The sequence below is a fragment of the Nonomuraea sp. NPDC050153 genome (assembly GCF_044460125.1).
In the GTDB taxonomy this organism is placed as follows: Bacteria; Actinomycetota; Actinomycetes; order Streptosporangiales; family Streptosporangiaceae; genus Nonomuraea.
Genome location: NZ_JBITJQ010000037.1, coordinates 54,313 through 77,711, shown reverse-complemented (window position 1 = coordinate 77,711; position 23,399 = coordinate 54,313). Strand labels below are relative to the sequence as shown.

Here is a 23,399-nt window from a genome sequence, read left to right as displayed (position 1 = left end):
TAGGCGCCATAGTCCAGGCGTAGTCAGACGATCACCGCGGCCGCCTGGCCCAGCGCCAGCGGCAGGCGCCCCAGCTCTTCGGCAAGTTCGGCGGCGCCAGCGGGGTCGTCCAGGCCGGTGCGCCGGTACAGGAACGCGGCCGCCTGCTCGGGGGTGAACACGTCGACGTCGAGCGGCTGGTAGGCGAGCAGGAAAGCGCGGTTGCGGGTGGTGATGACCACGCGGGTGGCACCAGTGGTCGGGCACCAGCGGCGCACCTCCACGACGTCGGTGGCGTTGTCAAAGACCAGTAGGGCCGGTCGGGTGGTGGCGGCCAGCCAGGCCTTGGCCCGGGCCGCGGCCGCCGCGGCGTCATCGTCAGCCTGGCGCTGGCCGAGCCGCTCGGCCAGCGCGGCCAGCCCGGTCACGATCTGATCGGCGGTTTCGGCGGCGACCCAGGCCACCACCGGCCAGCGCTCTGCCTGGCAGGCCCAGGCGTAGGAGGCGGCCAGCAGCGTCTTGCCCACCCCCGGGGTGCCGGCCATCGCGCAGATCACTGCCGCTCCCCCACTCGCGTCGCCGCTTTGGCCCGGGGCTGGGTCGCCGAGCCGGTCGGCCAGCTGCTGCAGCAGGTGCGGGCGGGGCTGGAAGCCAGGCGGGCATTGCGGGATATCCCCTTCGACGATCTAACCCCGTTCCGATTTGGGCGGGTAATGGTGGTTGATGGTCTGGTCACCGGCCGACTGGTACACCCGGCTCTGCCCTGCGGCGGTGGCCTCCAACTGCACATGCGGCTGCCGCTCTGGAGAATCGGGCGCGGAAGGGATGCTCATCGCTCGTTGATGGTCTGGTCGCCGCCAGCCTGATACACCCGGCCTTGGCCCGAGGCCTGCGCCCGCATCTGCACATTCCGCGCCCCGTCACCGGTCGAGACGATGCCGGTGTTGTCGCCGCCGATGGCGATCGACCGCTCGCCCGAGGCCGACACCTGCGGCGACGCCTTCTGCGTTGCGTCCGGCGCGTCCGGTGTGGCGACGGCAGCCGGCTGGGCGCGGTCGGCGCGCACCTGCGCCCGCAACGCCACCACGGCGACCACCAGCCCGGCCACGCCGACCACCATGCCGGTGAGCATGCCGATCACGCTGGCCCTTTGATCCAGTACCTCCAGCACCTCGGGCGGAAGGTGTAGTGGGTCGGCGAAGAACCAGACCAGCCCCGCCGCGAGCGAGGCCGCCAGCACCACGATCGCGGTGATCGCCACGCCGCGCCACAGCCGCGAACCGGGCGCGCGCTTCGCCCCCGCCGTCGTCTTCGACATACGTCCAGAGTGCTTCCGAACCGGCACGAGCGGGACCCATAGTGACGAATGCGTTACCTGTCATCACAACGAAAGCGAAACGGTCGTTTACGGGACGGCCACCGCGGGACTCGCCGCGATCACGTTTCCGCAGGAACGATCGTCCCGAAACCCGTTGTCACTTTTCGAAGGCGTGTGCACGGATGTCCTGGGCTTTCGGGATCTGTGCAGAGGACTGTGAAGCGCCGGCTTGTCCGTAGTCCTCTGCGCTACGGTGCAGTTGTTCCGTACTCGCGCGCGCGATGGTGAGGTCCCGGCATGGATGGCGGGCGGGCGCAGATCATCGTGCGGGGTGTGCTGACCGCCCCGGATGAGGCGTGGGACGTGGCGGTACGCCAGGCGGAGGTGATCGGCCGGCTGGCCGATCACGCCACGGGTGGGATTGGCCGCCGCGGACGCGGCCGAGCTGGAGATCTCGCGGCGTCAGGTGTATGTGCTGCTGGGCCGGTGGCGCGCGGGTGAGGGCGTCGTCTCAGACCTGCTGCCCCGGCGCTCCAGCGGCGGTCGAGGCGGTGCTGGCCGAGGTGATCCGTTCGCGGTATCTGGACCGGCAGCGGCGCTCTACCGGGAGGTCGTACGCCGATGCCGGGCCGGCGGGCTGCCGGTGCCGGCCCGCAGCACGTTGGAGCGGTGGAGTGCTCACTCACCAGCAGCTACCAAGCACCGAGTCTGCCCGAACAGCAGAGCCGGTAGCTCCCATTAGGCGAGGGTGAGCGGCCCGCCGGCCAGGTACGCCGCCAGCGGACCGGCCATCTGGGACTGTGTCGGCGGCTGCTGGGCCAGCCCGTTGGTGAAGGTGGCGAGGTGGGCGACCTCGTCGGAGGCCGTGGAGCCGAGGTGGCCGAGCAGGTCGACCGCGCGCGGGACTATCCGGGCGAGGGTGTCCTGCACGCCGTATCGGACATACAGCGCGTCGGCGAGCGTCGACTCGGCCGGGTCGCCGGCGTCGATCCGGCTGGCGACGCCCTCCGCGGCCGACATCGCGAGCTCGGCCTCCACCAGCAGCCGGACCCGCTCGGACTCGGGCACCTGGTCGTTGAGCAGCACCCGCTCGACCAGTGCGCTGGCGGCCCCGAGGTAGCTGCCCGTCATCAGCAGCTGGAACCAGACGAAGCCCGCGGTCAACGGTATGTCCACCGGGACGTCGTGGTTGTCGATCATCAAGTCCGTCCAGTCCACCACGACGTTGTCGAGGGTGGCCTGCTCGCTCTCTGCCCCCGCCCCGCTGACGCTCAAACCTTCGGCATCTGGGGACACCAGCGCCATCGCCGCTGCCCCGTCGTACTCGCCGTCGCTGGGTAGCGTGACCATGACGGCGAGCCAGTCGCACGACGGGTCCAGCGACCGGGCCAGACTGCACGGGCGCGTCACCCCGTTGATCAGCCACCCATCGTCCGTGTACATGGCGGTCAGCGAGGAGGAGAGCATTCCGGCGCCGGGGCGCTCCTCGGCGAGGCAGAACGCCACGAGACGTTCATCGTAAGCCGCCGATGCGACCTTCCTCGCGGTGATCGTCGATGGGTTGTTGGCTATGTCCAGATCGACCAGGGTGGCCACCCAGAAGTGATGCCAGGTGGTGGCCACGGCCAGTGACGGTGTCCTGCTCCCCAGTGCGCGCTGCACCCGCAGGGCGTCCAGGGCGGTGGCTCCCAGCCCTCTCGTGAAGCCGCTCGGCACCAGTAGCCCGGAGCCGCCGCTGTCGCGGAAGAGCTGGATGCCCGGGGTATCCGGGCCCTCCAGCTCCATGAGGGGTGCCGCCCGCAGGCTCTCGTCCAGCCCCGGCAGCAGCTTCGCCACAGTGGCGCGTTCCCGCTCCAGAAATCGCATGTCTCCCCCTACTTCTCCCGGGACGACCACCCGGTCGGTGGCTCAGGCCGGCTCACAGCGCCCGGGGTGACGCGCGGCTGCTGCCACACCGCCGGGGCCGGGCCAGGCGCTGGAAGCCAGGTTATCCCGGCAAGATCCATTTCTTGATCTTGGTGTCCCAGCTCCGGCCCATCGGCGAAGACGCGTCTGATGTCGTCGTCTGTTCGGGGCCCACCACCGCCATCGCCTGCAAGACCCTGTACGCCTGGAAGGGGCAGCCGGTTGACATAAGGCTTGATATCGAGCACCACGACCTGCAAAAACGCCCCAGTGATCGTTATCGCGCCGGACTTATCCCGCCATGTTCGAGCCGTAATCCTCGCGCGCACATCCGCCGTGACCAGGAGACTGGCCCTTTCGGCGTTACTTGGTCTGCGCCCCCTCAGGTTGCTTCCCACAAGCCGCCGAACCCCACGGCCGGCGGGCCCCCGCCGCGAGATCGCCTCCCGCCTGGTCATCACCCAGGGCGCCAAGAGGGGCCGGCACCCCTCCCCGGCCACCGTCATGCGCATGCTCCGCGACCACGACACCAGCATCGCTGGGCTGGGCGCCGGAGCCGACGATGCGAAGCAACGGTCGTAGTTCCCTGGCCGGTAGCCGAACCGCGAACTGTCCTTGGCCGTGATCCAACACCGTGATCAAACCGAGACGCCAGTCGGATGTTCCTGCGTTACCGCAGGTCAGACGCTATTTCGTTGAAAATTTCTGCATTACTACTGGGGCCCCGCGACGCCCTCGTCCTGGCCGCGCTGGAGCAGTGCCACCGCGACCTCGTACGCGCCCTCGACCAGGCCGAGACCGCCGCCGACCCGGTGGCGCGGCTGCGCGCCCGCCTGCGCTACCTCGGCGAGTGGGTACGCCACCATCCGGGCCTGTACAAGGTGCTCCACGAGGGCACGCTCAACCAGCGGGCCGGCATGGAGTTCAAGCAGGAGCCGGGCGGGCGCACCACCGCCGCGGTCCGGCGCTGCATGAACGCCGGGCTCGCCGCCCCAGGCGAGGCCACGGAGGTCTCGCTCGACCTGCGGGCGGCGGTGCACGGGGCCGGGTCGTCGCGGGTCAACCAGCCCGACCTGCCCTGGCCGCCGCTGGAGGCGCAGATCGACCGGTTCCTGATCAAGCTGGCCGGCATCGCGCCCGTGTCTCTCAGCTGAGAGCCTTTGATCTACTGGGCCGCCGGATGGTAAAGGTTGATTGGTGCGATTCCAAGGTGCGGCGGTGACAGCCCGCCGGTTCCGCCGGTCCCGGCGGGACGACTCGGTGCGATTCCGGGCCACGCGGTGACACCCCGCCACCTCTCGGGCCGGTCCGGCCCCTGGTTCTTCGCGCGGTGAGGCTCGTCCTCCCGCTGTCGAGAGGTGGTGTCGCATGTTCACCGGGAACATCCAGGAAATCGGCACGGTGGTGGCCGTCGACGAGTCGCGCATCGCGGTCGGCGCGCCCAGGGCCGCCGCCGGCGCGCCGGGCTCGATCAGCCTGAACGGCGTGGGCCTGACCGTCCTGCGGACCGCCCGCGAGACGCACGTGCTGGAGGCCGGCTTGTCGGCCGAGACCCGGCGCCGGTCGACCCTCGACCAGATCCGGCCGGGCACGCGGGTCAACGTGGAGACCCCGCTGGCGCTGGGTGACCCGCTCGCCGGCCACCTGGTCCAGGGCAACGTGGACGCCGTGGGCAAGGTCGTGCGGATCGATGACGAGGGTGCCGCGCGGCGCCTGTGGATCAAGCCGCCCGAGCGCTTCCTCCCGCTGATCGTCGCGAAAGGGCAGATCGCGGTCGACGGCGTCAGCCTGACCGTCGCCGAGGTGTCCCGCGACCGGTTCGCGGTGGCGCTGATCCCGCTGACGCTGCAGGCCACCACGCTGTCGGAGCTGTCCGTCGGCGATCGGGTGAACCTGGAGCCCGATCTGGTCATCCGGCTCGTCCGGCGCCGCCTGCCCGACCTGGCGCAGGCCGTGACCGACGTGGTCGCGGCGCTGCCCTGGGCCGGACGGCGCTCCGGCGGGCGCGGCGTGCAGCAGGCGCTCACGCAGCTCGCCGCCGGAGGAGGCGTGGTCATCTGGGACCCCGACCGGGAAGGCGAGGGCGACGTCGTGTTCGCGGGGGCCCGCCTGCGCCCGGAGGCGTTCACGTTCCTGCTCACCCAGGTGTGCGGCCATCCGACCGTGCCGTGCGCCCCCGAGGTCCTCGACCGGCTGGAGCTCGGCCCCGTCCCCGGCCCCGGCGACCGGCACGGCACCCGCCCGCACATCCCCGTCGACCTGACCGCCGGGACCGGCACGGGAGTGTCGGCCGCCGAACGCGCCGCGACCGTGCGCCGCCTGGCCCACCCGGACGCCGTCCCTGACGACTTCCTGCGGCCGGGACACGTCTTCCCGCTCGCCGCCCGCCCCGGCGGGCTGTCCGAACGCGCCGGGCACACCGAGGCCACCGTCGCCATGTGCGTGGCGGCCGGGCTGGCGCCGGTCGGGGTGTGCTGCGAGGTCATGAACCCCGACGGCACCATGGCCAAGGCCGCCGACCTGGAGATCGCCGCCCTGCGCTGGGGCCTGCCCCTGCTCGACGTGGCCGACCTCAGGAAGCACCTGTGAGGGGAGGGGAGCGGAGCGCGGCCGGTCAGGGCAGGTTGATCTGCCAGGACACGCCGAACCGGTCGTTGACCCAGCCGAACTTCCTGCTGAACTCGTACGAGCCCAGCGGCATCAGCGGATGGCCGCCTTCCACCAGCGCCCCGTACAGGCGGTCGATCTCCTCCTCGGTGTCACACACGACGAACAGCGACATCGACGGCGTGAACGTGAAGTCGTGCACGGGAGGACTGTCCATGCACATGTGCTCCCGGCCCGCCAGCGCGAACGTCGCGAGCTTGATCTTGCCCTCCTCCCCCGCCTCGCCGGGGCCGAAGCGCACGAGGGAGACCACCTTGGCATCGTCGAACAGCGACACGTAGAACGTCATCGCCTCCTCGGCGTCGCCGTTCTGGAACATGAGGAACGGGCTGATCTGCGCAGACATCAGGAGTCCTGTTCGGGAGCGTAGAAGGCGGTGGTGGCCGCGACCATGGTGGTGACCACGTCGGGCGGGCCGCCCGCGGCCAGGTGGGCCTCGCCCCAGGCCCGGCCGCTCTCGATGATGTAGCGCCGGCCCTCGGGGGTCTCGTGGAAGGTGGCCTCGTCGATCCCCGGGTCGCCGCCGGTCGCCAGGTGCAGGCCCAGGCCCAGCAGCGCCAGGTCCCAGCCCACGCCGGTCGCGCCCGGCCCGAACTGCCCCCAGAACTCGGGCGGCACCTCGGCGCTGTGGCGCAGCTCGAACAGGGTGCCGCCGTCCTGGCCGGACAGGCGGACCTCGACCTCGGAGAAGCCGGGGTTCTCCCCGAACAGCCAGCTGACCTTCAGCAGGTTGGGCGGCTCGCAGCGCAGGATCTCGCCGCCCGCGTTGCCTTGGAGCTGGTACGTGCCCCCGACCCGGAGGTCCCCGCTCACGGGCAGGAACCACCGGGACAGCCGCTTGGCGTCGGTGCAGGCGTCCCAGACGTCCTCGACCTCGGCGTCGTAGTGCCGTCGCAGCGTTATGGTCTTGACGTCGCCGTCTTTCAGCTCGCGCTGAGCCTTGAGCAGCTCGTCCACGAAATCCATCAGGTGTCCTTTTCGTTCATGCGGCGCTCGCGCTTGCCGCGGGCCAGCTCCGTCGCCAGCGCGTCCAGTCGTTGGCTCCAGAAGCCACGAAATCGCTCCAGCCAGAGATCGACCTCCTGCAGCGGCCCGGGCTCGACGGCGTACAGCCGCCGGGTGCCCTGGGCTCGCACGCTGGCGAAGCCGTTGTCGCGCAGCACCCGCAGGTGCTGGGAGACGGCCGGTTGGGAGATGCCGAACTCGCGCTGGATGACGCCGGTGAGCTCTCCCGAGCTCTGCTCGCCGGCGGCGAGCAGCTCCAGGATCCGCCGCCGGACCGGATCGCCGAGGACGTCGAATGCGTGCACGACCTCATTGTTTCAGGATGAGCTTATATAAGTCAAACCTGGGATAAGGAGATCAGTCGTCCAGTCCCCGCGCGCTGAGGGCCTCGCCGAGAGCGTCGGCGTGCCGGAGCGAGCCGACCACCAGCGGCACGGCGAAGGCCCGGAAGCTGCGCTCCACGCCCCTGGCCCGCTGGGCCTCCCGGACGCGGGTGGCCAGCGCGGCCACGACGGGCACGCTGCGCACCGTCAGCGACAGCAGCAGCGACAGCCGGAACGGGTCCAGCCCCACGAACCTGGCCGGGGACAGGCCGCGTTCCAGCGCCGACATCATGGCGGAGGTGCGGGTGGTGAGCGTGACCAGCCCGGCCAGCGCGACCGCCAGCACCATGCGCAGCGTCGTGGACACCGCCCCCGGCAGGCCCACGAGCACCCACTGCATCCCGAACAGCCCCACCGCGAACCACCGCACCGGCCTGACCTGCGCCCAGGCCGCCGCCGCGCCGACCCCCGACAGCGCGTACAGGCCCGCCGCCACGACCGCCGCACCGGCCAGCGCCAGTGGCGAGCTCAGCAGCACCAGGGCCGTGCACGCCAGGGCCAGCCCGCCCAGCTTGACCCCGGCCGGGAGCCGGTGCAGCGGCGAGGAACCGGGGACGTACGCGCCGGTGAGGCCGTTCACGACATGATCTTCCGGTAGTGGGCGATGGCCTCGTCCGGCGTGCCATCGGCCACGACGCGGCCCTCGTCGAGCACGAGGACGCGGTCGAAGTCGGCCAGCAGCGGCAGGTCGTGGCTGACCACCAGCACCTGCTGCGGCAGCTCCCGCAGCAGGTCGGCGACCTGGCGGGAGTGGCGCAGGTCCAGCAGTGTGGTGGGCTCGTCCATGACGAGGATGTCCGGTTCGAGCACCATGACCGCGCAGAGGGCGAGCAACTGCTTCTGGCCGCCCGACAGGTGGTGCGCGGGGTGGTCGGCGTGCCCGGCCAGGCCGTACCGGCTCAGCACGTCGTGCACGCGCCGCTCGACCTCCTCGCGCGCCAGGCCCTTGCGGCGCAGGGAGAAGGCCACGTCCTCGGCCACGGTGGGCATGACGATCTGCGCGTCCGGGTCGGTGAACAGGAACCCGACGCCCCGCCTGATCTTGGCCGCGTGGCGGCGGGTGTCGAGGCCGAGCACGGTGACGCTGCCGGAGGTCGGCTGGGCCAGGCCGTTTACCAGGCGGGCGAGCGTGCTCTTGCCCGAGCCGTTGGCGCCGACCACGCCGATCCGCCGCTCGGGCAGGGCGGCGGTGACGCCGTTGAGGACGTCGCGGGCGCCGAGGCGTACGTGCACGTCGGCGAACTCGATCACGCCCGCGCTCCGTCCCGGCCTGAGCCGATGCCGATGTCCCGGCCGGAACCGACGCTCTGGCCGGAACCGACGTCTCGGCCGGAGCTGACGTCCCGGCCGGGGCCGACCACCTCGAACAGGGCGGCCACGCCGAGCCCGCCGCCCACCGCGGCCGCCGCCAGGCCCAGCGTCCCCGGCGGGGCGCCGCCGCGCACGAGGCGGCTGAACAGCCGGGTCACCACGACGGCGCCGGTCGCGCCCCACGGATGCCCCAGGGCCAGCGCGCCGCCGTCGGCGCACACCCGGTCGCCCTCCAGGGCGTCGAGCCCCAGCGCGTCGGTGACCGCCAGCACCTGCGCCGCGAACGCCTCCACGATCTCCACCGCCGCGACCTGCTCCAACTCCACCCCCGTACGCGCCAGCACCCGCCGCACCGCGGGCACCGGGCCCCACCCGGGCAGCTCGGGATCGCACCCGACGACGGACCCGGCCACCAGCCGCATCCCCGGCAGGCCGGCCCGCAGCCGCTCGGGCACGAGGGCCACGGCCGCGGCGCCGTCGCTGACCGGGGAGGAATTACCGGCCGTCACTGTACCGTCCGCCACGAACGCCGCGGGCAGCCGGGCCAGCGACGCGGCCCGCAGCGGCCGGGGCCGCTGGTCGTCGCCGCGCCCGCCGATCGGCACGATCTCGTCCCTGAACCGGCCCGCGTCGCGGGCGGCCAGCGCCCTGGCGTGGCTGCGGCAGGCGTAGGCGTCCTGGCGCGCCCGGCTGACGCCGCGCGCCGTCGCCAGCGCCTCGGCGGCCGGCCCCATGTCGGGGTCGGGGTGGCCGTCCGGGGCGAAGGGCGCCCTGGGGTACGGCTCCGTCGCGCCCCGATGGGTACGCTGCGGCGCGGTCGAGGCGCTCTCCGCCCCGCCGGCGATCACCAGGTCCATCTCGCCCGCGCGGACGGCCTGGCCGGCCACCAGGATCGCGGCCAGCCCGCTGCCGCACTGCCGGTCCACCGTCAGCCCAGGCACCTCGTGCCCCAGACCGGCCGCCAGCGCCGACACCCTGGCCACGTTCCCGCCGGGCCCCATGCAGTTGCCCAGCACCACGTCGTCCACCCGCCGCCCGGCCAGCTCGCGCGCCACGGCGGCGATCACGGGCGCGGCCAGCCGATCGACGGTCACGCCCTTGAACGCGTGCCCGGCCGTGCCGATGGGGGTACGCCGGGCCGCGACGACGACGGGCTCGTACCGTGGGTCGAAGTCGCGCATGTCAGACCAGCCGCCGGATATCGGGGTCGCCGCCCGCCAGCCGGGCCGCGACCAGGGCGCGGGCCGGCTTGCCCGTCTGGGTACGCGGCAGGTTCGGCACCGCGTACCAGCGGCGCGGCCGCTGCGCCGCGTCCAGGCCGCCCCTGGCCGTCGCCTCCAGCAGCGCCCGCGGCGGCGGCGTGGCGCACTCGGCCTCGATGACCGCCGTGACCACGGCACCGAGCGACGGGTGCGGCGAGCCGACCACGACGATGTCTCCCACCCCGGGCACCTTCCTGAGCACCTCCTCGACGTCCTCGGGCACGACGGTGGCGCCGCCGGTCTGGATCGCGCCGTCTCCCCGGCCGCGCACCCGCAGCACCTCTCCTACCCGGTACGGCTCCGCCACGTCACCCACGGTCGCCCAGCCGTCGCCGTCCCGGCGCAGCGGACCCGCGGCATCGCCCAGATACCCGTCAGCCAACCATGGCGAACGCGCCCACACCTCGCCGAGCCCGCCGCCCGCCGGGCCCACGGGCCTGACCTCGATCTCCACGCCCGGAAAAGGGCGCAACCCACCCCCGTCGGCGTCCACCGCCACGAACGACAGCTCCGTCGCCCCGTAGTAGGACACGACCCGGACCCCCGCCCGGACAGCCGCCGCCCGCGTGTCCGGGTCGAGGGCCGCGCCGCCGACGACGGCCACGCGCAGCGACCCCGGGTGCTCCAGCACGTCGGGCAGCCGGTGCGGCACCAGGTGCACGACGGTGGCCCGGTCCAGCAGGCCGGCCATCGTACGGGAGGGCCGGCGGCCGGGAAGCAGGGCCGTCGCCCCGGTGGCCAGGGTGTGGACGGCGGCGAAGGCGTACAGGCTGGACACGAGGGGGCCGGGGATCAGCACGACGTCGTCCGGGCCGATCCCGGCCAGGTCGGCGAGGTGCGGGAACGACTCCGTCCACGACGCGCGGGTGCGTACGATGGCGCGCGGCCGGCCGGTGCTGCCGGAGCTGAAGCACGCCCAGGCCCGATCCCCGGGCTTCGGCTCGTGCGCCACCGCGGGACCCGCCACCCCGGGCAGCGGCGCGTCCACATGGAAATGGGGCCCGGCCGCCGCGGCGACGCTCGACCACCGCTCCCGGCCCCAGGCGGGGTCGCCCACCAGCGGCGTCGCGCCCGCCAGATCGGCCGCGAGCACGGCGGTAAGGAGCTCGACCGGGTCCGCCAGGCCGATCGCGACCAGCGTGCCCGGGCCGACCCCGCGGCCGAGCAGGTGGCGGGCGGCGCCGTGGATCCGTTCGGCGAGCTGGTCGTAGGTGAGCTCCCCCTGGGGGCCGCACACCGCCGGGTGCGAAGGGCGTTCGGCGGCGTGCCGCATCACATGTTGTGCAACGGGCATCGAGCGGTCAACGCCCCCCGCCGGAGCGCAGCCGTTCGCGGTGCACGGCCGGGACCGCGTCCGGGTAGGCCCGCTGCGTGCCCCTGGCCACGACGGACGCCAGCATCACCTTGATCAGGTCACCGGGCAGGAAGACGAGGCTGGACACCGCCGTCGCCCCCAGGGACACCCCCGTGACGAGCGACTGGACGGGGATGCCGAACAGGTAGATCACGCCGATCCCGCCCACCAGGCACGCCACCATCAGCGGGAAGATCCCCGGGTTGCGGCCCGCGCGCTCGACCAGCCAGCCGGTCACCGCCGCGCCGGGGATCCAGCCGATCAGGTATCCGGCCGACGGCATGGCGAACACGCCCAGCCCGCCGCGCCCGCCCGCCAGCAGCGGCAGGCCGGCGGCGACCAGCACGAGCAGCACCACCACGGCCAGCGCGGCCCGCCACGTGCCGAGAATGGCCCCCGCCAGCATCACGCCGAGCGTCTGGAGCGTGATCGGGACCGCGTTGCCGAAGAGGTTCAGCGAGCCGGGCACGCCCAGCACCGCGATCAGCGCCGCGAACACGGCCACCCGCGCCAGGTCGCCCGTGGGGAACCTGCGCTGCTTCGATGCATCCATCATGGGGACGATCCCACACCAAGACCGCACACTCCAGGCATGGAGGGATCCCACAACTTTCGGTGCGTTCCTCTGCGAGCGACCGATACCTCTCCCACAACCGCGGTCAGGCCGCCAGGCGCAGGGCCCGGGCCACGTCGGAGGCGGACGAGGAGGTTTCCGTCGAGGTGTAGCCGTCGCGCAGGGAGGCGTCCAGGTCCTTCAGGCCGTTGCCGCTGAGCGTGATCACGATCCGCAGGCCCGGCTCCAGCAGGCCCCGCGCGTGCCGGTCGAGCAGGCCCGCGACCCCGGCCGCCGAGGCGGGCTCGGCGAAGACGCCGTCGCGGCGGGCCAGCATCCGGTACGCGGCGAAGATCTGCTCGTCGGTCACCGCCTCGATCAGCCCGCCGGACTCGTCGCGGGCGGTCACCGCGCCCTCCCAGGTGGCCGGGTTGCCCACGCTGATCGCGGTGGCCTCCGTCCGCGGGGCCGCCACGGGAGCGCCGTGGACGAGCGGCGCCGCTCCGGCCGCCTGGAAGCCCCACATGCGCGGGAGCCGGCCGGCCAGGCCGGCGCCGTGGTAGTTGCGGTAGCCGCCCCAGGTGGCGGTGATGTTGCCGCCGTTGCCGACCGGCAGGCAGTGCACGTCGGGCGCGTCGCCGAGGGCGTCCACGATCTCGTAGGCGACCGTGCGCTGCCCGGCCAGGCGCAGCTCGTTGCCGACCGAGTTGACCAGCGCGATGGGGTGGTGGGCGGCCAGCTCGCGGGCCACGCGCAGGCAGTCGTCGAAGTTGCCGTCGATCTCGACGATCTCGGCGCCGTAGCGGACGGCCTGGCTGAGCTTGCCGAGCGCGATCCGGCCCTTGGGGACCAGCACGGCGGCCGTCACCCCGGCGCGGGCGGCGTAGGCGGCTGCGGAGGCGCTGGTGTTGCCGGTGGAGGCGCAGATGACGGCCTGCGCCCCGGCCTCGGCCGCCCTGCTGATCGCCACCGTCATCCCGCGGTCCTTGAACGAGCCCGTCGGGTTGGCGCCCTCGACCTTCAGCCAGATCTCGCAGCCGGTGAGCTCCGACAGGTGCGCCGAGCGCAGGAGCGGGGTGTTGCCCTCGTTGAGCGAGACGGACGGGGTGTCGGCGGTGACCGGCAGCCAGCGCCGGTAGTCGCTGTCGATCAGACCATGCCAGGTTCTCATGCCCCGAACCGTAACATTCGTTTCGCGAACCTGGGAAAACCGGGTTGATGTAACATTTGTCATTGTGGAGAACGATCCGGTGGCCGACCGCCTCAGCGCCGTCTATCCCGAGCTGCCGCCCGGGGAGCGGACGATCGTGCGCGTGCTGCTCGACGACTATCCGTTCGCGGCGCTGGGCTCGCTGCGGGCGCTGGCCGAGCGCGCGGGGGTCAGCCCGCCGACGGCGTCGCGGCTGTTCGACCGGCTGGGGTACGGCGGGTTCGCCGACTTCCAGGCCGCGGTGCGTGACGGGGCACGGGACCGGTCACGGCTGCTGGAGTTCGTCACGCGGTCGCCCGACTCCCCCGTCGCCGCCGGAAGTCCCGAGCTGCGGCAGGCCGCCGAGGACCTGCGCGCGGGGCTGGACGGCACGCTCGCCGCCGCCACGGACCCGCTTCTGGACACCGCGGCGGCCCTGCTCTCCGAGGCCAGGACCGTGTGGGCGCTGGGCGGGCCGCTGAGCGAGCTGGCCGCCGAATACCTGATCCGCCAGCTGGCCAGCCTGCGTCCCGGCGCGCACCGGGTGCCCGACTCCACGCAGGCCCGGGCGCGCACGGTGCTGGATCTGAAGGGGGCCGACGCGGTGGTGGCGTACGACTTCCGGCGCTACTCCTCCGGCACCGCCCGCTTCGCCAAAGCCGCGCGCGCCCGGGGCGCGCGGCTCGTGCTGGTCACCGACGCGTGGGAGTCGCCGCTGGCGGCCGAGGCGGAGGTGTTGATCAGGCTGCCGCGCGAGGCCGCCGGGCCGATCGCGCCGCTCGCCCACGAGATCGCGGTCACAGAGCTGCTGCTCGTCGCCACGGCCGCGCGCCTGTCGCCCGCCGAGCGGCTGGCCGACCTCGACGCGCTCATCCAGACGCTCTGAGCGAGCGCGCGGCAGGAAAACTCAGTCGCGCAGGAATTCGGCGGCCTGGCGGCGGAGCTTGTCCGGGGCGTCGGCCCAGACGGGCGCCCGCGTCATCGCCTCCAGCCTGACCTTCTTCACCTCGCGTGGCGCGTCGGCGCGCACCCCGAGGTGCGGCCACAGGTGGTCCAGCTCGTCGTACGGCAGGTCCCACGACTGCCCGATCGCCCCCTCATCGGGAGCCGCCGGCAGGAACACCTCGTCGGCGGTCCGCGCCGGGTCGACCTGGACGATCGTCAGGCCGAGGTGTTCGGCCGCGGCGCGAAGGCGCCGCCGGTGGCTCTCGACGGTCTCCGGCGACGGCTGCCCCGCGGCGGACAGCAGGGACAGCACCCAGCCCGACGCGCCGGCCTTGGACAGGTCGAGAACGAGCCGCGCGCCGGTGTCGTCGGTGAAGGCCCGGTGGGCGAGGCTGGCCTCCTTCCCCGGCCCCTCGGCACGCGGGACCTCGTCGAGGCCGAGCACGCCGATCAGCTGCCGCACCTGATCGGCCGCGAGGTCCCCGTGGGCCAGGACCCGGAGCGCGGGCCAGAGCATCGTCAGTGTCCTCCCTCGTCGGTGAACGGCCAGTCGACCAGCCAGGCTCTCGGGTTGTCCGGGTTGTGGATGATCCAGTCGGTGTCGCGGAAGTGCGAGGACAGCTCGGAGCCCGTGACCGTACCGTCGAACGGCCCGCTGGACTCGAAGAGCCCCAGCGAGATGGGCCGCCCCAGCAACGCCTCCCAGTCATTCTTCCATGTCGCCAGTTCGGGGAAGGATTCCATCAGGCTCTGCTTGTCGATGTAGCCGTGACCGCCCATGAAGTCGCCCGGGTAGCGGTCGGGAGCCCAGTGCGAGCGGGCCACCCGCACCATCGGGGTGCTGGAGATGTCCATGTCGTAGTCGCTCGGCTGCGGCTCCAGCCGCAGCCGGTACATGGAGTCGAACGGGCGGCGCAGCGGGCGGATCGGGTCGTCGCCGAACCATTCCCGCAGCCTGCGCGCCGCTTCCGGGTTGCCGGCCGCTGTCTCCGCTCCCGGGAACGTCTTGTGCAGCCCGGCGAACAGTTCGGCGCCGGTCCCCTTGAGCCGGAGGTCGACCTCGGACGGCCCGATCCCGTCGCGTCCGAGCGCGTCGAGCAGCTCGCCCGCGTACCGGTGGTACTGCTCCGGCGTCATGCCCAGCGGCGCCTGCCGGGTGACGAGCCACTTGATCTGCATGGGGGTGATGCCGAGGAAGTCGAGGTCCCGTTTGGAGATGCGGTAGCCGGAGTCGTCGGCGGGCCACCACGGGGGATGGGGTTCCCCCTCGTTGAGCACCCGGTCGATGCGGCGGCTCAGCGGGTCGGTGAGATCGAGGTCTCCGGCGATCACGGGAGCCGGCCGCCATTGCCTGCTGGCGGGGCCCGGGAGGACGGCCGGCGGATCGACCTGCTCCATAGGCCCTCGCGCGGTGATGTGGTCCAGCGTCACCAGCCGGTCGCCAGGGAGCGAGACGAACTCGCGCTGCCCGAAGAAGCCCATGCCCGTCAGCGGCGTGGAGATGATGTCCTGTGCCGGTTTCCTGTCGACCAGCAGCACGCCGCGGCCGTCGAGGGAGTCCAGCCAGTCCATGACCACCTTCCGGTCGGCGGACCAGCTCGCCAGCGGCCGGCTCCGCATTTCGACCATGTCCCCGGGGCGCAGCGCGTCCCACGCCGAGTGCCCTCCCTCCGGCCAGGCCATCCCCCTGTACGCGATCACCTCGTGGATGCCGCGCCTGGCCAGTTCCTCCTGCGTGGTCTCGTACTGCGCGCGCACGAACTCCCGCAGCGTGTCGCGGTTGTACAGCAGCTCCATGTCGACCGCGCTGCGCGTCTTGCCGTCCATCGGCCAGGAGATGGCCTCGGTGAGGCCGAACTCCTCCTGGACGACCTCCTGCAGGGCCAGGACCCGTGCGTTGCTGTTGGCGTTGCGGTGTGCCCAGGCCGCGAAGAGCTCGCTCACGGCGATCCGCCGTACCAGGGACTCGGCGTCCGGGGTGTCCATCCGGATCACCTTGCCGGGCGCGTGGCGGGGGTCGGCGGCGTCGAGCTCGCCGACGTGGCGCACCTGCGCGCCTATGGACGGGAAACGCTCGTTGAACGGCACCAGCACGTAGTCGCGGTCGCCCAGGCGGTTGATCATGTCGGAGCCGACGTGCAGGCCGACCGCGGCCAGGACCAGCTCGGGCGTCGACGACCGCATTCTTCGCGCGAGGGCGTCGATGGCGTGCGTCTTGGCGTCGCTGGTGTCGGTGAACCGGCCGTCGCCGGTCAGCAGTGCCTCCGCGGCCTCGCGGGCGTGCGCGCGCTCGGGAGAGCCGGGCGGCGCAGGCGCCGGGTAGTGGACGGGCGGCCGGGTCTCGGGCATGGTGACCCCGTGGTCGGCCGCCCTGGGCAGCAGCCGCCCGGTCCCCCGCGCGTGCTCGGCGACGTGCGCGAAGCGCTGGAGCACCCCCTCGTACATGGGGAGCCGGTTCATCCGCGCGAACAGCGGGCGCAGGCTGTCCAGCTGGCGACGGACGATCGCGATGTCGCCCGGCGGGATCGGATTGTCGACCCACCTGAACACGCGCGGCTCGGTCTCGCGGAAGAACGTCTGGACGAACGGGTTCGCCGCGTCGGGCAGCAGCAGGTGGGACGTGGCCCCGTCGCCCGTCCCGATGAGGCTGCCGCGCGGGCCGAGCGTCAGATCCGCCGGGGTGAACCCGTGCTTGGCCGTCACCGCGTGGTACAGGCCGAGGAACACCCCGTCGCGGGTGGCCGGCCGGCCCTGCCCGGTCAGGTCCTGGTGCCGCGCGGACGCCGGCTCGCCGGGCATGTGGTCGGTGTAGACGTCCCGGCGGCCGAGCGCGTACGACAGCGGCATCCGGGCCCCGACCGCGCGGCCGACGTGCGAGTCGAGCACCTTGACCAGGGCGTCCCCGGCGTTGGCGTACCTCTCGTAGACCGTCCGGGTGCCGTCGTCGAGCGTGACGAGCTCCCGGTTCAGCAGGCCGTCGCCGAACGGGAGAGGTTGCCTGCCCGTCACCCGGGCGCCAGTGACGGGATGCGCGGGCAGTGCCAGAGCCGGGGCGTCGGCGAACCCGAACCTGGCCGCCGCCGGGTACGAGGGTCCGGCCTCGGCGGGAGGCGCCGGTCTCCCCTCCTCCACCGCCGCCCGCAGGCGCGGCCAGCCGGCGGCGAAGTCCGGGTGCAGGTCGAGCTCGGTGACCCTGTCGATCGGGGTCCAGGCCATCGCCAGGGACTCCTCACCATTCACGTGGACCGGTGCCCGCCGCGGGACGGAGACGATCACCGTGTCGAACGCCCAGCCGCCGTGATCGTTCCTGATGACCTGCTCGACGTCGAGCTCGTCGGGCGAAAGATCGCTCTCCTCGGTGGTCTCGCGGATGGCCGCCGCGGGCGCCGCCTCGTGGCTGTCGCGCGCCCCGCCCGGCAGGGACCAGGTCCCTCCGAAGTGGGTGGACGGGCCCCGCTGCTGCATGAGCACGTGCACGCCGTCGGGGCCGCGGTGGACGGCCAGCAGGCCCGCCCCGCCGAACCGGCCCCAGTGGGCGTGGCCCTGCGCGCAGTTCACCCAGCCGTCGCCCGACAGCGGCGGCAGGTCGAGTGCCGCCGTCCCGGTGGCGGGGCCGGGTTCCAGACCGCGTACGGCCGCGACCAGGGACTCGGCCGCGCCCTTCCACGTGGAGTTCGCCTCGCGCAGGACCTCCTGGAGCTGACGGGCCTTCTCCTGCGCCCTGGGCACGTCCCGCAGGATCTCCTTCAGGTGCGCGACCCAGCGCTCGACCGGCACCCGGTCCTCGAACCCCTGCTCGACCAGGCTGGAGCGGATCAGCTCCGGCGGGAAGCGGCCGGAATCGCCGAGCAGGGCGCCGACGCCGCTCGACCGGGGCACCAGAATGGGCACCGCCGCGCCGGCCGCCTCCAGCCCGACCAGCCCGAACCCCTCGCCGCGCGACGGCATGATCACCACGTCGGCCCGCCGCATGTCGGCCAGCATCTCCTGGCGGTCCAGCGTGAAGGGCTTGACCTCGACCTCCCTGCCCGCCACGGTCGACAGCCGTTCCCTGGCCTCCAGCACGGTCTCCGGGGCCGCGCCCCGGATGACCAGCCGCACGTCGAGGTCCTTCTGCAGCTCCCTGATCATGAGCGCCGCCTCGTGCCCGCCCTTCTGCGCGGCGTCGGCGCGGCCGATGAGCAGCACGGTACGGGTCCGCTCCCCGAAGAACGGCCGCTGCCGCGGGGCCTCGAACGCCACGCCGGGCAGCAACTCGTGCACCGGAGGCTCGCGATCACCGGGATTGGTGTCGGCCAGCCGTCGCGCCTCGCTCGCGAGCACCGGTCCGACGCCCACCAGCATGTCGGCCTCGGAGACGATCGCCCGTTCGATGCCCTCGAAGTCGCGGCCCAGCGCCTCCATGTCGGCGATGCGCCCGAGCGCGCCGGTCACCATGTGCAGCATGTGCACGAGCGGCGTGTCCGGATACAGCTCCTCACGGGCCCGCAGGGCGGCCGGGCCGGAGTAGCGGCTGTGCCCGATGACGACGTCCACCTCGGGCGGCAGTTCCTCGCCGTCGAATTCGAGCTGGTCCATCTCGCTGCGGCCAGGGTCGTAGCTCCGGGGGCCGATCACGTGCAGCCGCTCGCCACCCAGGCCGTCCGGCACCTCGTGCCCGACGCGGACGTACACGTCATGCCCGGCCTCCGCCAGCGCCTCGACCAGCTTCCTGTTGACGGCGATGATGCCGCCCTTGTGGGGGTCCCATTCGGTGCAGTACGCGAGCACGCGCAGCCCGGCCCGGTCGAGCTCGTGCTGCTGGGTGAGGCGGCCCCATTCCTCGGCCAGCTGCCGGCGCAGCGGCCCCCGCTCGTCCGGCGCCGCCTCGGCCAGCCGGCGGCGGTGCTCCTGCCAGAGCCGCTCGCGCTGCCGGGCCTGCTCGTCCCGCAGGACGTCGTCGGCCCGGGAGGTGTAGCGCTCCCTGAGCCGCTCGGCCCGCCCCTGCGGATCGTCGTTGTCCTCCTCGGTCAGCTTCCACTGATCCGGGCCGCTGGTCTCGTACCGGTACGGCCGCCGGTTGCCGGGGTCCTCGATCGGCCCTTCCGGGGCTGTTTGTACCTGCGCCGCACTGGTTCCTTGTGGGGCTTGGGGTGTCGCGGCGTGGCCGGTCTGAGCGACGTCCCTGCCGCTCAGGAGGTCGTGGAGGCTCGCGCCGCCCGCCGCCGGCTCGGCGACGCTCAGTTGCGGCGGCCGAGAGGGGGCCGGCCCGGTGGCGGGCGCGCCGCCGGGCGGCGTCTGCGCCTGCTCGGTCGCCTGCTCAGGCGTTGCCTGCGGCCCCGCCTGCACGTCCGCCCGTGCGCCGTCCACGGGCCGCACCTCGGCGTGGTCGACCGCCTGAGGGCCGCCACCCACGCCCTGGGGGTCGGCCGTTTCGGGGTGGTCGGCCAGCTCAGGGTGGTCGGCCGCGCCACTGCGATCCGGCGCCGGCGCGGCGCTCGTCGTGTCCCGGCGATCGGTCGTCGCCACGTGGTCGGTCGTATCCCCGGCGCCTGCGACGCGCGGTCGGTCCGGCTGTCTCGCCGGCTGTTGTGCCTGCTCCGGCCGGTCCGGTGTCCTCGTGGCGCCGCCCGGTTCGCTCCTGTGCGCCGCGGGACCCGTCTCAGGCAGGCTCGGCGCATCCGCGCGTCCCTGCACAGGGGCGTCCATGGTCGCGGCAGGAGATGCGGCCGCGCGCGCCGTGTCCGCGGCCAGCGCGGCCGTGGTGGCGGCGTCAAGGGCCCGTCGCGGATTGACGATCGCGCTCATGACGTCCACGCTGAACGGGCTGATCGTGTTCGTCCGCCCCACGCCCGCCATCGCGCTGCCCAGCAACGACTGCACGGTCGGCAGCTCTACCCTGCCGTACACGACGGCGTTGGAGATCATGCCGGCCGGCGTCGAGATCACCGCGTTCGTGAGAGCGGTCTGCGCCGCCCTGCCGGGAAAGCGCATGACCGCGTTGAGCACGCCGGGCGCGTCGCCCGCGGCCCTGTTGAGCGCGCTGATCCCGGGCATCCGTCCGACGAGCCCCGCCATGGGCCCGGTGACCTTCGACGCGAGCACCGCGCCCGTGGCGTCGCCCAGGATCGTGGAGGCGGTCTTCTGCCCGTCCCATCGGGTACGGGTGCCCCGGTCCATCTGCTCCTGCTGGGCGACGAAGTCCGTCAGGAAACCCTCACCGATCTCCTCGGGCAGCTCCCTGAGGAGGTGGCCGGCCGCCGCCCTGGCCAGCAGCCCCTTGCCGGCCTTCCGTCCCGCCAGCGCGGCGAGCTTCGGCGCCCCCTTGACGGCGACCTGGCCGGCGTACCTGGCCCCCGCCACACGTTCGAGCCACGTGAACACCTTGTCCATGAACGCCCGTAACCGCACGGCGAACTTGCCGATCACCCCGGACAGCGCACCGGCGCCGGCGGCGGCCGCGAACGCGGAGATGGCGATGGACGAGACGGTGATGTAGAACCCGGCGTTGATCAGCAGCTTGGCGTACTGGGTCTCCCGCGCGAAGGTGTCGTGCTGGAGCGCATACGAGTGCGCCAGTCCGGCCAGGGCCGGGATCCCCTTCTCTTCGTCGAGAAGTTCCTCGGCCCGCCGGTAGAACTCCTCCGCCGCCGGGCCCAGATAACCGCGCTTGAGCAGATCACGCGCCGTGCCCCCGGCCGCGGCGAACTCCATCGCCGCCCTGCTCCAGTCCTCGAAGGCGACCGCCAGTTGCGCCTCATAGGACTCCTTGCACTCCGGCCACATGTCTCCGGACGACAGCAGCGAGATCAGCGCGTTGCACCACGCGGGCAGGCCCGTCCCCCACGCGGGTGTGACGTCGGTGGCATAACCGGCACTGCCGATCGTGTTGTCCTGACCGGCCGGCGGGTCGGTGACGGGCGTGCTGACGTTCCTGGTCACGAGTTTCCTCCCCGCCGCGTGGTCAGGCCGGCTTCTCGCGCCCTTCCAACCCCTTGGTGGTCCCCAAGTCGGCGGCGGCGCTCTCCGAGTTGCGGACGTTCTCCGTCACGGCCGTCCCCGCCGACACCGCGAACCCCGTCAGCTCCGCACCCGTCCGGAGCAGCACGTTGGGGCCGTCGTCGGCCAGATACGCCCGCTCGAACTCCCGGCCCGCCGAATCGCGCCCCCAGGGCGCCGCCGCGTGCAGGCTCTCGATCCTGGCCGCGGCCTCGGCCAGCTTGTCCCGTGCCGCGACCGCCGCGTCCGTCCAGCGCGCCACCCCACCCACGACCACCTGCCGGTGGATCTCCAGCCGCTCGCCCACTGCCTCTCGCCCCCAACACACGGGCCCCCCATGTGTACGGGCCATGTACTGCGAATGAACGCTAGTTCGCGAGGAAGGCACGAAGACGTCACTTCGCCGATCATCGAAATGACCGGACCGCGCTCACCCGGACGCCGTGAGGCGCTTGTAGAAGAAGCTGCAGTCCTGGAGGGTGCCGTCCGGGGAGCCGGCGTAGTCGGGGACGACGCCGTAGCGGGTCCAGCCACCGGTGAGGTAGACGTGCTCGGCGGTGCTGCCGGTCTCGGTGTCCAGGAGCAGCAGGTCCGTCCCGGCGGCCAGGGCGGCCCGCTCGGCGGTGGCCAGCAGGGCGCGGGACAGGCCCCGGCCCCGGGCGTCGCGGTGGACCATCAGCTTGACGATCTCGGCGCGGTGGCGGGCGTTCGGCTTGCGCGCCAGGGCCAGGCCGATGGTGCCGCTGAGGGCGCCGCCGTCGCGGCACACCCACACCATGAGGCTGCCGTCGGCGACCGCCGGAGCCTGGGCCCGCCACCAGGCGGCGGCCTCCTCGTGGTCGAACGGCACGACGAAGCCCACCGACGCGCCGCTGTCCACCGCGTCGACCAGCAGCCGGGCGAGCTCCTTGACGGCGGCGTCGAAGTCCTCGGCGCTCAGACGCTCGATGGCGGGCATGCGCTTCCTCATCTCCTTTCGCTGAGATCCTTCGCTCGGGTCGACGCGGGTCACGGGAGGACGACCAGGAGGGCGTAGCGGACCGGGTCGGGGCCGGGGCAGCGGAAACGGGAGGGCCCCCACAGGCGAAAGCGCAGGCAGTCGCCCGCCTCCACGGTGTGCGCGTGGCCGTTGGCGGTGATCTCCACGACCCCCTCCAGCACCCAGATGTGCTGCTCGAGCCCGGGCACCGGCGGCGCGTCGTACGAGATGTCCGCCCCTGGCCGCAGCCGGCCCTCCACGACCTCGCCCCGCATGCCGGGCTGGGGCGGCGACACCGAGCGCCGAACGAACCCGGACTCGTCATCCCGGAACACCGCCTGCGCCCCCGCCCGGACGAGCTGCGGCGGCTCGGACTCCACCTCGGCCAGCAGGCGCGACATCGTATGCCCGTAAACGGCGCACAGCTTGCCCAGCAGGGCCGCGGTCGGGCTGATCTCCCCCCGCTCCAGCCGCGACAGCGTCGAGCGGCTGACCCCCGACCGGCTCGCCAGCTCCTCCAGCGACCAGCCCCGCTCGACGCGCAGCTCCGCGAGCCGCCCGGCGAGCCGGACCTCGACCTCCTCCATCTGTCTCACATAAGGGAATGTATCCCATATCTGAGATCAGTGGCGACGCCGCACCTTGATATCGCGCATGTCGGTCACCGCGAGCCGCAGGATCTCGTGCGGATGCCCGTGCGACTCCAGCGCGGCCATCGCCCCCAGCGCCGCGTCGTCCTCGCCGTCGTCCGGTCCGGCGGGCACCTGGCAGCGGAAGGTGAACGCCGTGACGCCCGCGTCATGGGTGAAAGTCCCGGCCTCGGTGTACGCGGCGCCGCTCGCGGCCAGCACGGCGGACCGCCCCGCGTCGTCGAGCTCCTTGAACTTGCCCCTGATCGTCACCCTGAACACGGTCATCCCTTTCGTACGGCATAGGCCAGGACACGCTCGCCCAGCAGCCCTTCTGCGACATCCATCAGCTCCAGCACGGCGGCGGCGATGGCGTCGGGCGGCTCGCCCGCGACCGTCCGCCGGCCGATCTCGGCGTAGACCAGCGCGTGCAGGCACCCGATGTGCCAGGCCACCACGCGCGGCAGCGGATCGCCCTCGGCCGCCCCGGTCTCCTCGGCCAGCACGGCGGCCAGCTCGTCGGTCATCTGACGGCTGAGCTCGTCGAGCCGGGCGGCCAGCGTGGGCGCGGCCCGCATCATCTCCAGCACCCGCCCGAACCCCTCCGTCAGCCCCACCCGGCGCTCGCGCCCGCGCACCTCCTCGCGCAGCCGCGCCAGCACCGCCCCGGCCGCCGAACGACCGGGCGGGCGCTCCCGCACGATGTCGGCCAGCCGGTGCGGCGAGGCCTCCTCCGGCGGCAGGACGAGGTCCTCCTTGGCCGGGAAGTAGTTGTAGACGGTGTTCACCGACACCTCGGCGGCCGCCGCGACCTCGGCGATCGTGACGTGCTCGAAGCCGCGCTCCACGAACAGGCCGATGGCCACGTCGCTGATGCGCCGCCGGGTCTGCCGCTTCTTCCGCTCCCGGAGCCCCTCCATCATACTTGGAGTCTACTCCAAA

Annotated in this window: 22 protein-coding genes; 3 read left to right on the top strand and 19 right to left on the bottom strand. The window is 73.0% G+C overall.

What is annotated here, in order from left to right; all coding sequences use genetic code 11:
• Positions 1-23 precede the first annotated feature (23 nt).
• The 3 genes from ACIBQ1_RS51315 to ACIBQ1_RS51305 form a co-directional block, all read right to left on the bottom strand.
• Positions 24-536, bottom strand: coding sequence for an NB-ARC domain-containing protein (locus ACIBQ1_RS51315; RefSeq protein WP_397289472.1), 513 nt, complete (start codon positions 534-536; stop codon positions 24-26).
• A gap of 272 nt (positions 537-808) precedes the next feature.
• Positions 809-1,297, bottom strand: coding sequence for a hypothetical protein (locus ACIBQ1_RS51310; RefSeq protein WP_397289470.1), 489 nt, complete (start codon positions 1,295-1,297; stop codon positions 809-811).
• Between the two features lie 738 nt (positions 1,298-2,035).
• Positions 2,036-3,163 carry a hypothetical protein gene (locus ACIBQ1_RS51305; RefSeq protein WP_397289468.1) on the bottom strand — a complete coding sequence of 376 codons (1,128 nt, stop codon included), beginning with the start codon at positions 3,161-3,163 and terminating at the stop codon, positions 2,036-2,038.
• A gap of 734 nt (positions 3,164-3,897) precedes the next feature.
• On the opposite strand from ACIBQ1_RS51305, the gene ACIBQ1_RS51300 reads away from it, so the two are divergent.
• Positions 3,898-4,356 carry a TetR/AcrR family transcriptional regulator gene (locus tag ACIBQ1_RS51300; RefSeq protein WP_397289466.1) on the top strand — a complete coding sequence of 153 codons (459 nt, stop codon included), beginning with the start codon at positions 3,898-3,900 and terminating at the stop codon, positions 4,354-4,356.
• A 214-nt stretch (positions 4,357-4,570) separates the two neighbouring features.
• The gene (locus ACIBQ1_RS51295) at positions 4,571-5,791 is read left to right on the top strand and encodes a riboflavin synthase (protein ID WP_397289465.1); all 1,221 of its coding nucleotides are present in this window, start codon (positions 4,571-4,573) and stop codon (positions 5,789-5,791) included.
• A 25-nt stretch (positions 5,792-5,816) separates the two neighbouring features.
• Here the strand turns inward: ACIBQ1_RS51295 and ACIBQ1_RS51290 are convergent, their stop codons facing one another.
• From ACIBQ1_RS51290 to thrC, 9 genes are all read right to left on the bottom strand, one after another.
• Positions 5,817-6,215 (bottom strand): VOC family protein, encoded by a 399-nt coding sequence (locus ACIBQ1_RS51290; RefSeq protein WP_397289463.1) that lies wholly within the window; start codon positions 6,213-6,215, stop codon positions 5,817-5,819.
• A complete protein-coding gene (locus tag ACIBQ1_RS51285) occupies positions 6,215-6,835 on the bottom strand; it encodes an SRPBCC family protein (protein WP_397289461.1) in 621 nt (206 codons plus the stop codon). The genes ACIBQ1_RS51290 and ACIBQ1_RS51285 overlap by 1 nt, the downstream gene beginning before the upstream one ends.
• Complete coding sequence (locus tag ACIBQ1_RS51280; RefSeq protein ID WP_397289459.1) at positions 6,835-7,179, bottom strand: ArsR/SmtB family transcription factor; 345 nt, start codon at positions 7,177-7,179, stop codon at positions 6,835-6,837. The genes ACIBQ1_RS51285 and ACIBQ1_RS51280 overlap by 1 nt, the downstream gene beginning before the upstream one ends.
• 52 nt (positions 7,180-7,231) lie before the next feature.
• A complete protein-coding gene (locus ACIBQ1_RS51275) occupies positions 7,232-7,837 on the bottom strand; it encodes an energy-coupling factor transporter transmembrane component T family protein (protein ID WP_397289457.1) in 606 nt (201 codons plus the stop codon).
• Positions 7,834-8,508: an energy-coupling factor ABC transporter ATP-binding protein gene (locus tag ACIBQ1_RS51270; protein ID WP_397289455.1), complete on the bottom strand. Its 675-nt coding sequence runs from the start codon at positions 8,506-8,508 to the stop codon at positions 7,834-7,836. Before ACIBQ1_RS51270 ends, ACIBQ1_RS51275 begins: the two co-directional genes overlap by 4 nt.
• Entirely contained in the window at positions 8,505-9,749 is a 1,245-nt protein-coding gene (locus tag ACIBQ1_RS51265) for a thiolase family protein (RefSeq protein WP_397289453.1), read from the bottom strand. The genes ACIBQ1_RS51270 and ACIBQ1_RS51265 overlap by 4 nt, the downstream gene beginning before the upstream one ends.
• A 1-nt stretch (position 9,750) precedes the next feature.
• On the bottom strand, positions 9,751-11,124 hold the full coding sequence (locus tag ACIBQ1_RS51260; protein WP_397289451.1) for a class I adenylate-forming enzyme family protein: 1,374 nt from the start codon (positions 11,122-11,124) through the stop codon (positions 9,751-9,753).
• A gap of 7 nt (positions 11,125-11,131) precedes the next feature.
• On the bottom strand, positions 11,132-11,740 hold the full coding sequence (locus ACIBQ1_RS51255) for a biotin transporter BioY (RefSeq protein ID WP_397289450.1): 609 nt from the start codon (positions 11,738-11,740) through the stop codon (positions 11,132-11,134).
• 103 nt (positions 11,741-11,843) lie between these two features.
• Positions 11,844-12,908 carry a threonine synthase gene (gene thrC / locus ACIBQ1_RS51250; protein ID WP_397289448.1) on the bottom strand — a complete coding sequence of 355 codons (1,065 nt, stop codon included), beginning with the start codon at positions 12,906-12,908 and terminating at the stop codon, positions 11,844-11,846.
• 64 nt (positions 12,909-12,972) lie between these two features.
• On the opposite strand from thrC, the gene ACIBQ1_RS51245 reads away from it, so the two are divergent.
• A complete protein-coding gene (locus tag ACIBQ1_RS51245; protein WP_397289446.1) occupies positions 12,973-13,812 on the top strand; it encodes a MurR/RpiR family transcriptional regulator in 840 nt (279 codons plus the stop codon).
• 21 nt (positions 13,813-13,833) lie between these two features.
• Here ACIBQ1_RS51245 and ACIBQ1_RS51240 read toward each other — a convergent pair whose 3' ends face one another.
• The 7 genes from ACIBQ1_RS51240 to ACIBQ1_RS51210 form a co-directional block, all read right to left on the bottom strand.
• Positions 13,834-14,388 carry a hypothetical protein gene (locus ACIBQ1_RS51240; protein WP_397289444.1) on the bottom strand — a complete coding sequence of 185 codons (555 nt, stop codon included), beginning with the start codon at positions 14,386-14,388 and terminating at the stop codon, positions 13,834-13,836.
• A 2-nt stretch (positions 14,389-14,390) separates the two neighbouring features.
• Entirely contained in the window at positions 14,391-20,792 is a 6,402-nt protein-coding gene (locus ACIBQ1_RS51235) for a glycosyltransferase (RefSeq protein WP_397289443.1), read from the bottom strand.
• 22 nt (positions 20,793-20,814) lie between these two features.
• Complete coding sequence (locus tag ACIBQ1_RS51230; protein ID WP_397289441.1) at positions 20,815-21,156, bottom strand: hypothetical protein; 342 nt, start codon at positions 21,154-21,156, stop codon at positions 20,815-20,817.
• Between the two features lie 123 nt (positions 21,157-21,279).
• A complete protein-coding gene (locus ACIBQ1_RS51225) occupies positions 21,280-21,819 on the bottom strand; it encodes a GNAT family N-acetyltransferase (RefSeq protein WP_397289440.1) in 540 nt (179 codons plus the stop codon).
• Between the two features lie 38 nt (positions 21,820-21,857).
• Entirely contained in the window at positions 21,858-22,415 is a 558-nt protein-coding gene (locus tag ACIBQ1_RS51220; protein WP_397289576.1) for a helix-turn-helix domain-containing protein, read from the bottom strand.
• Positions 22,416-22,451: 36 nt separating this feature from the next.
• Positions 22,452-22,739, bottom strand: a complete 288-nt coding sequence (locus tag ACIBQ1_RS51215; protein WP_397289438.1) for a DUF6204 family protein — start codon at positions 22,737-22,739, stop codon at positions 22,452-22,454.
• Between the two features lie 2 nt (positions 22,740-22,741).
• The gene (locus ACIBQ1_RS51210) at positions 22,742-23,380 is read right to left on the bottom strand and encodes a TetR/AcrR family transcriptional regulator (protein ID WP_397289436.1); all 639 of its coding nucleotides are present in this window, start codon (positions 23,378-23,380) and stop codon (positions 22,742-22,744) included.
• Positions 23,381-23,399 lie beyond the last annotated feature (19 nt).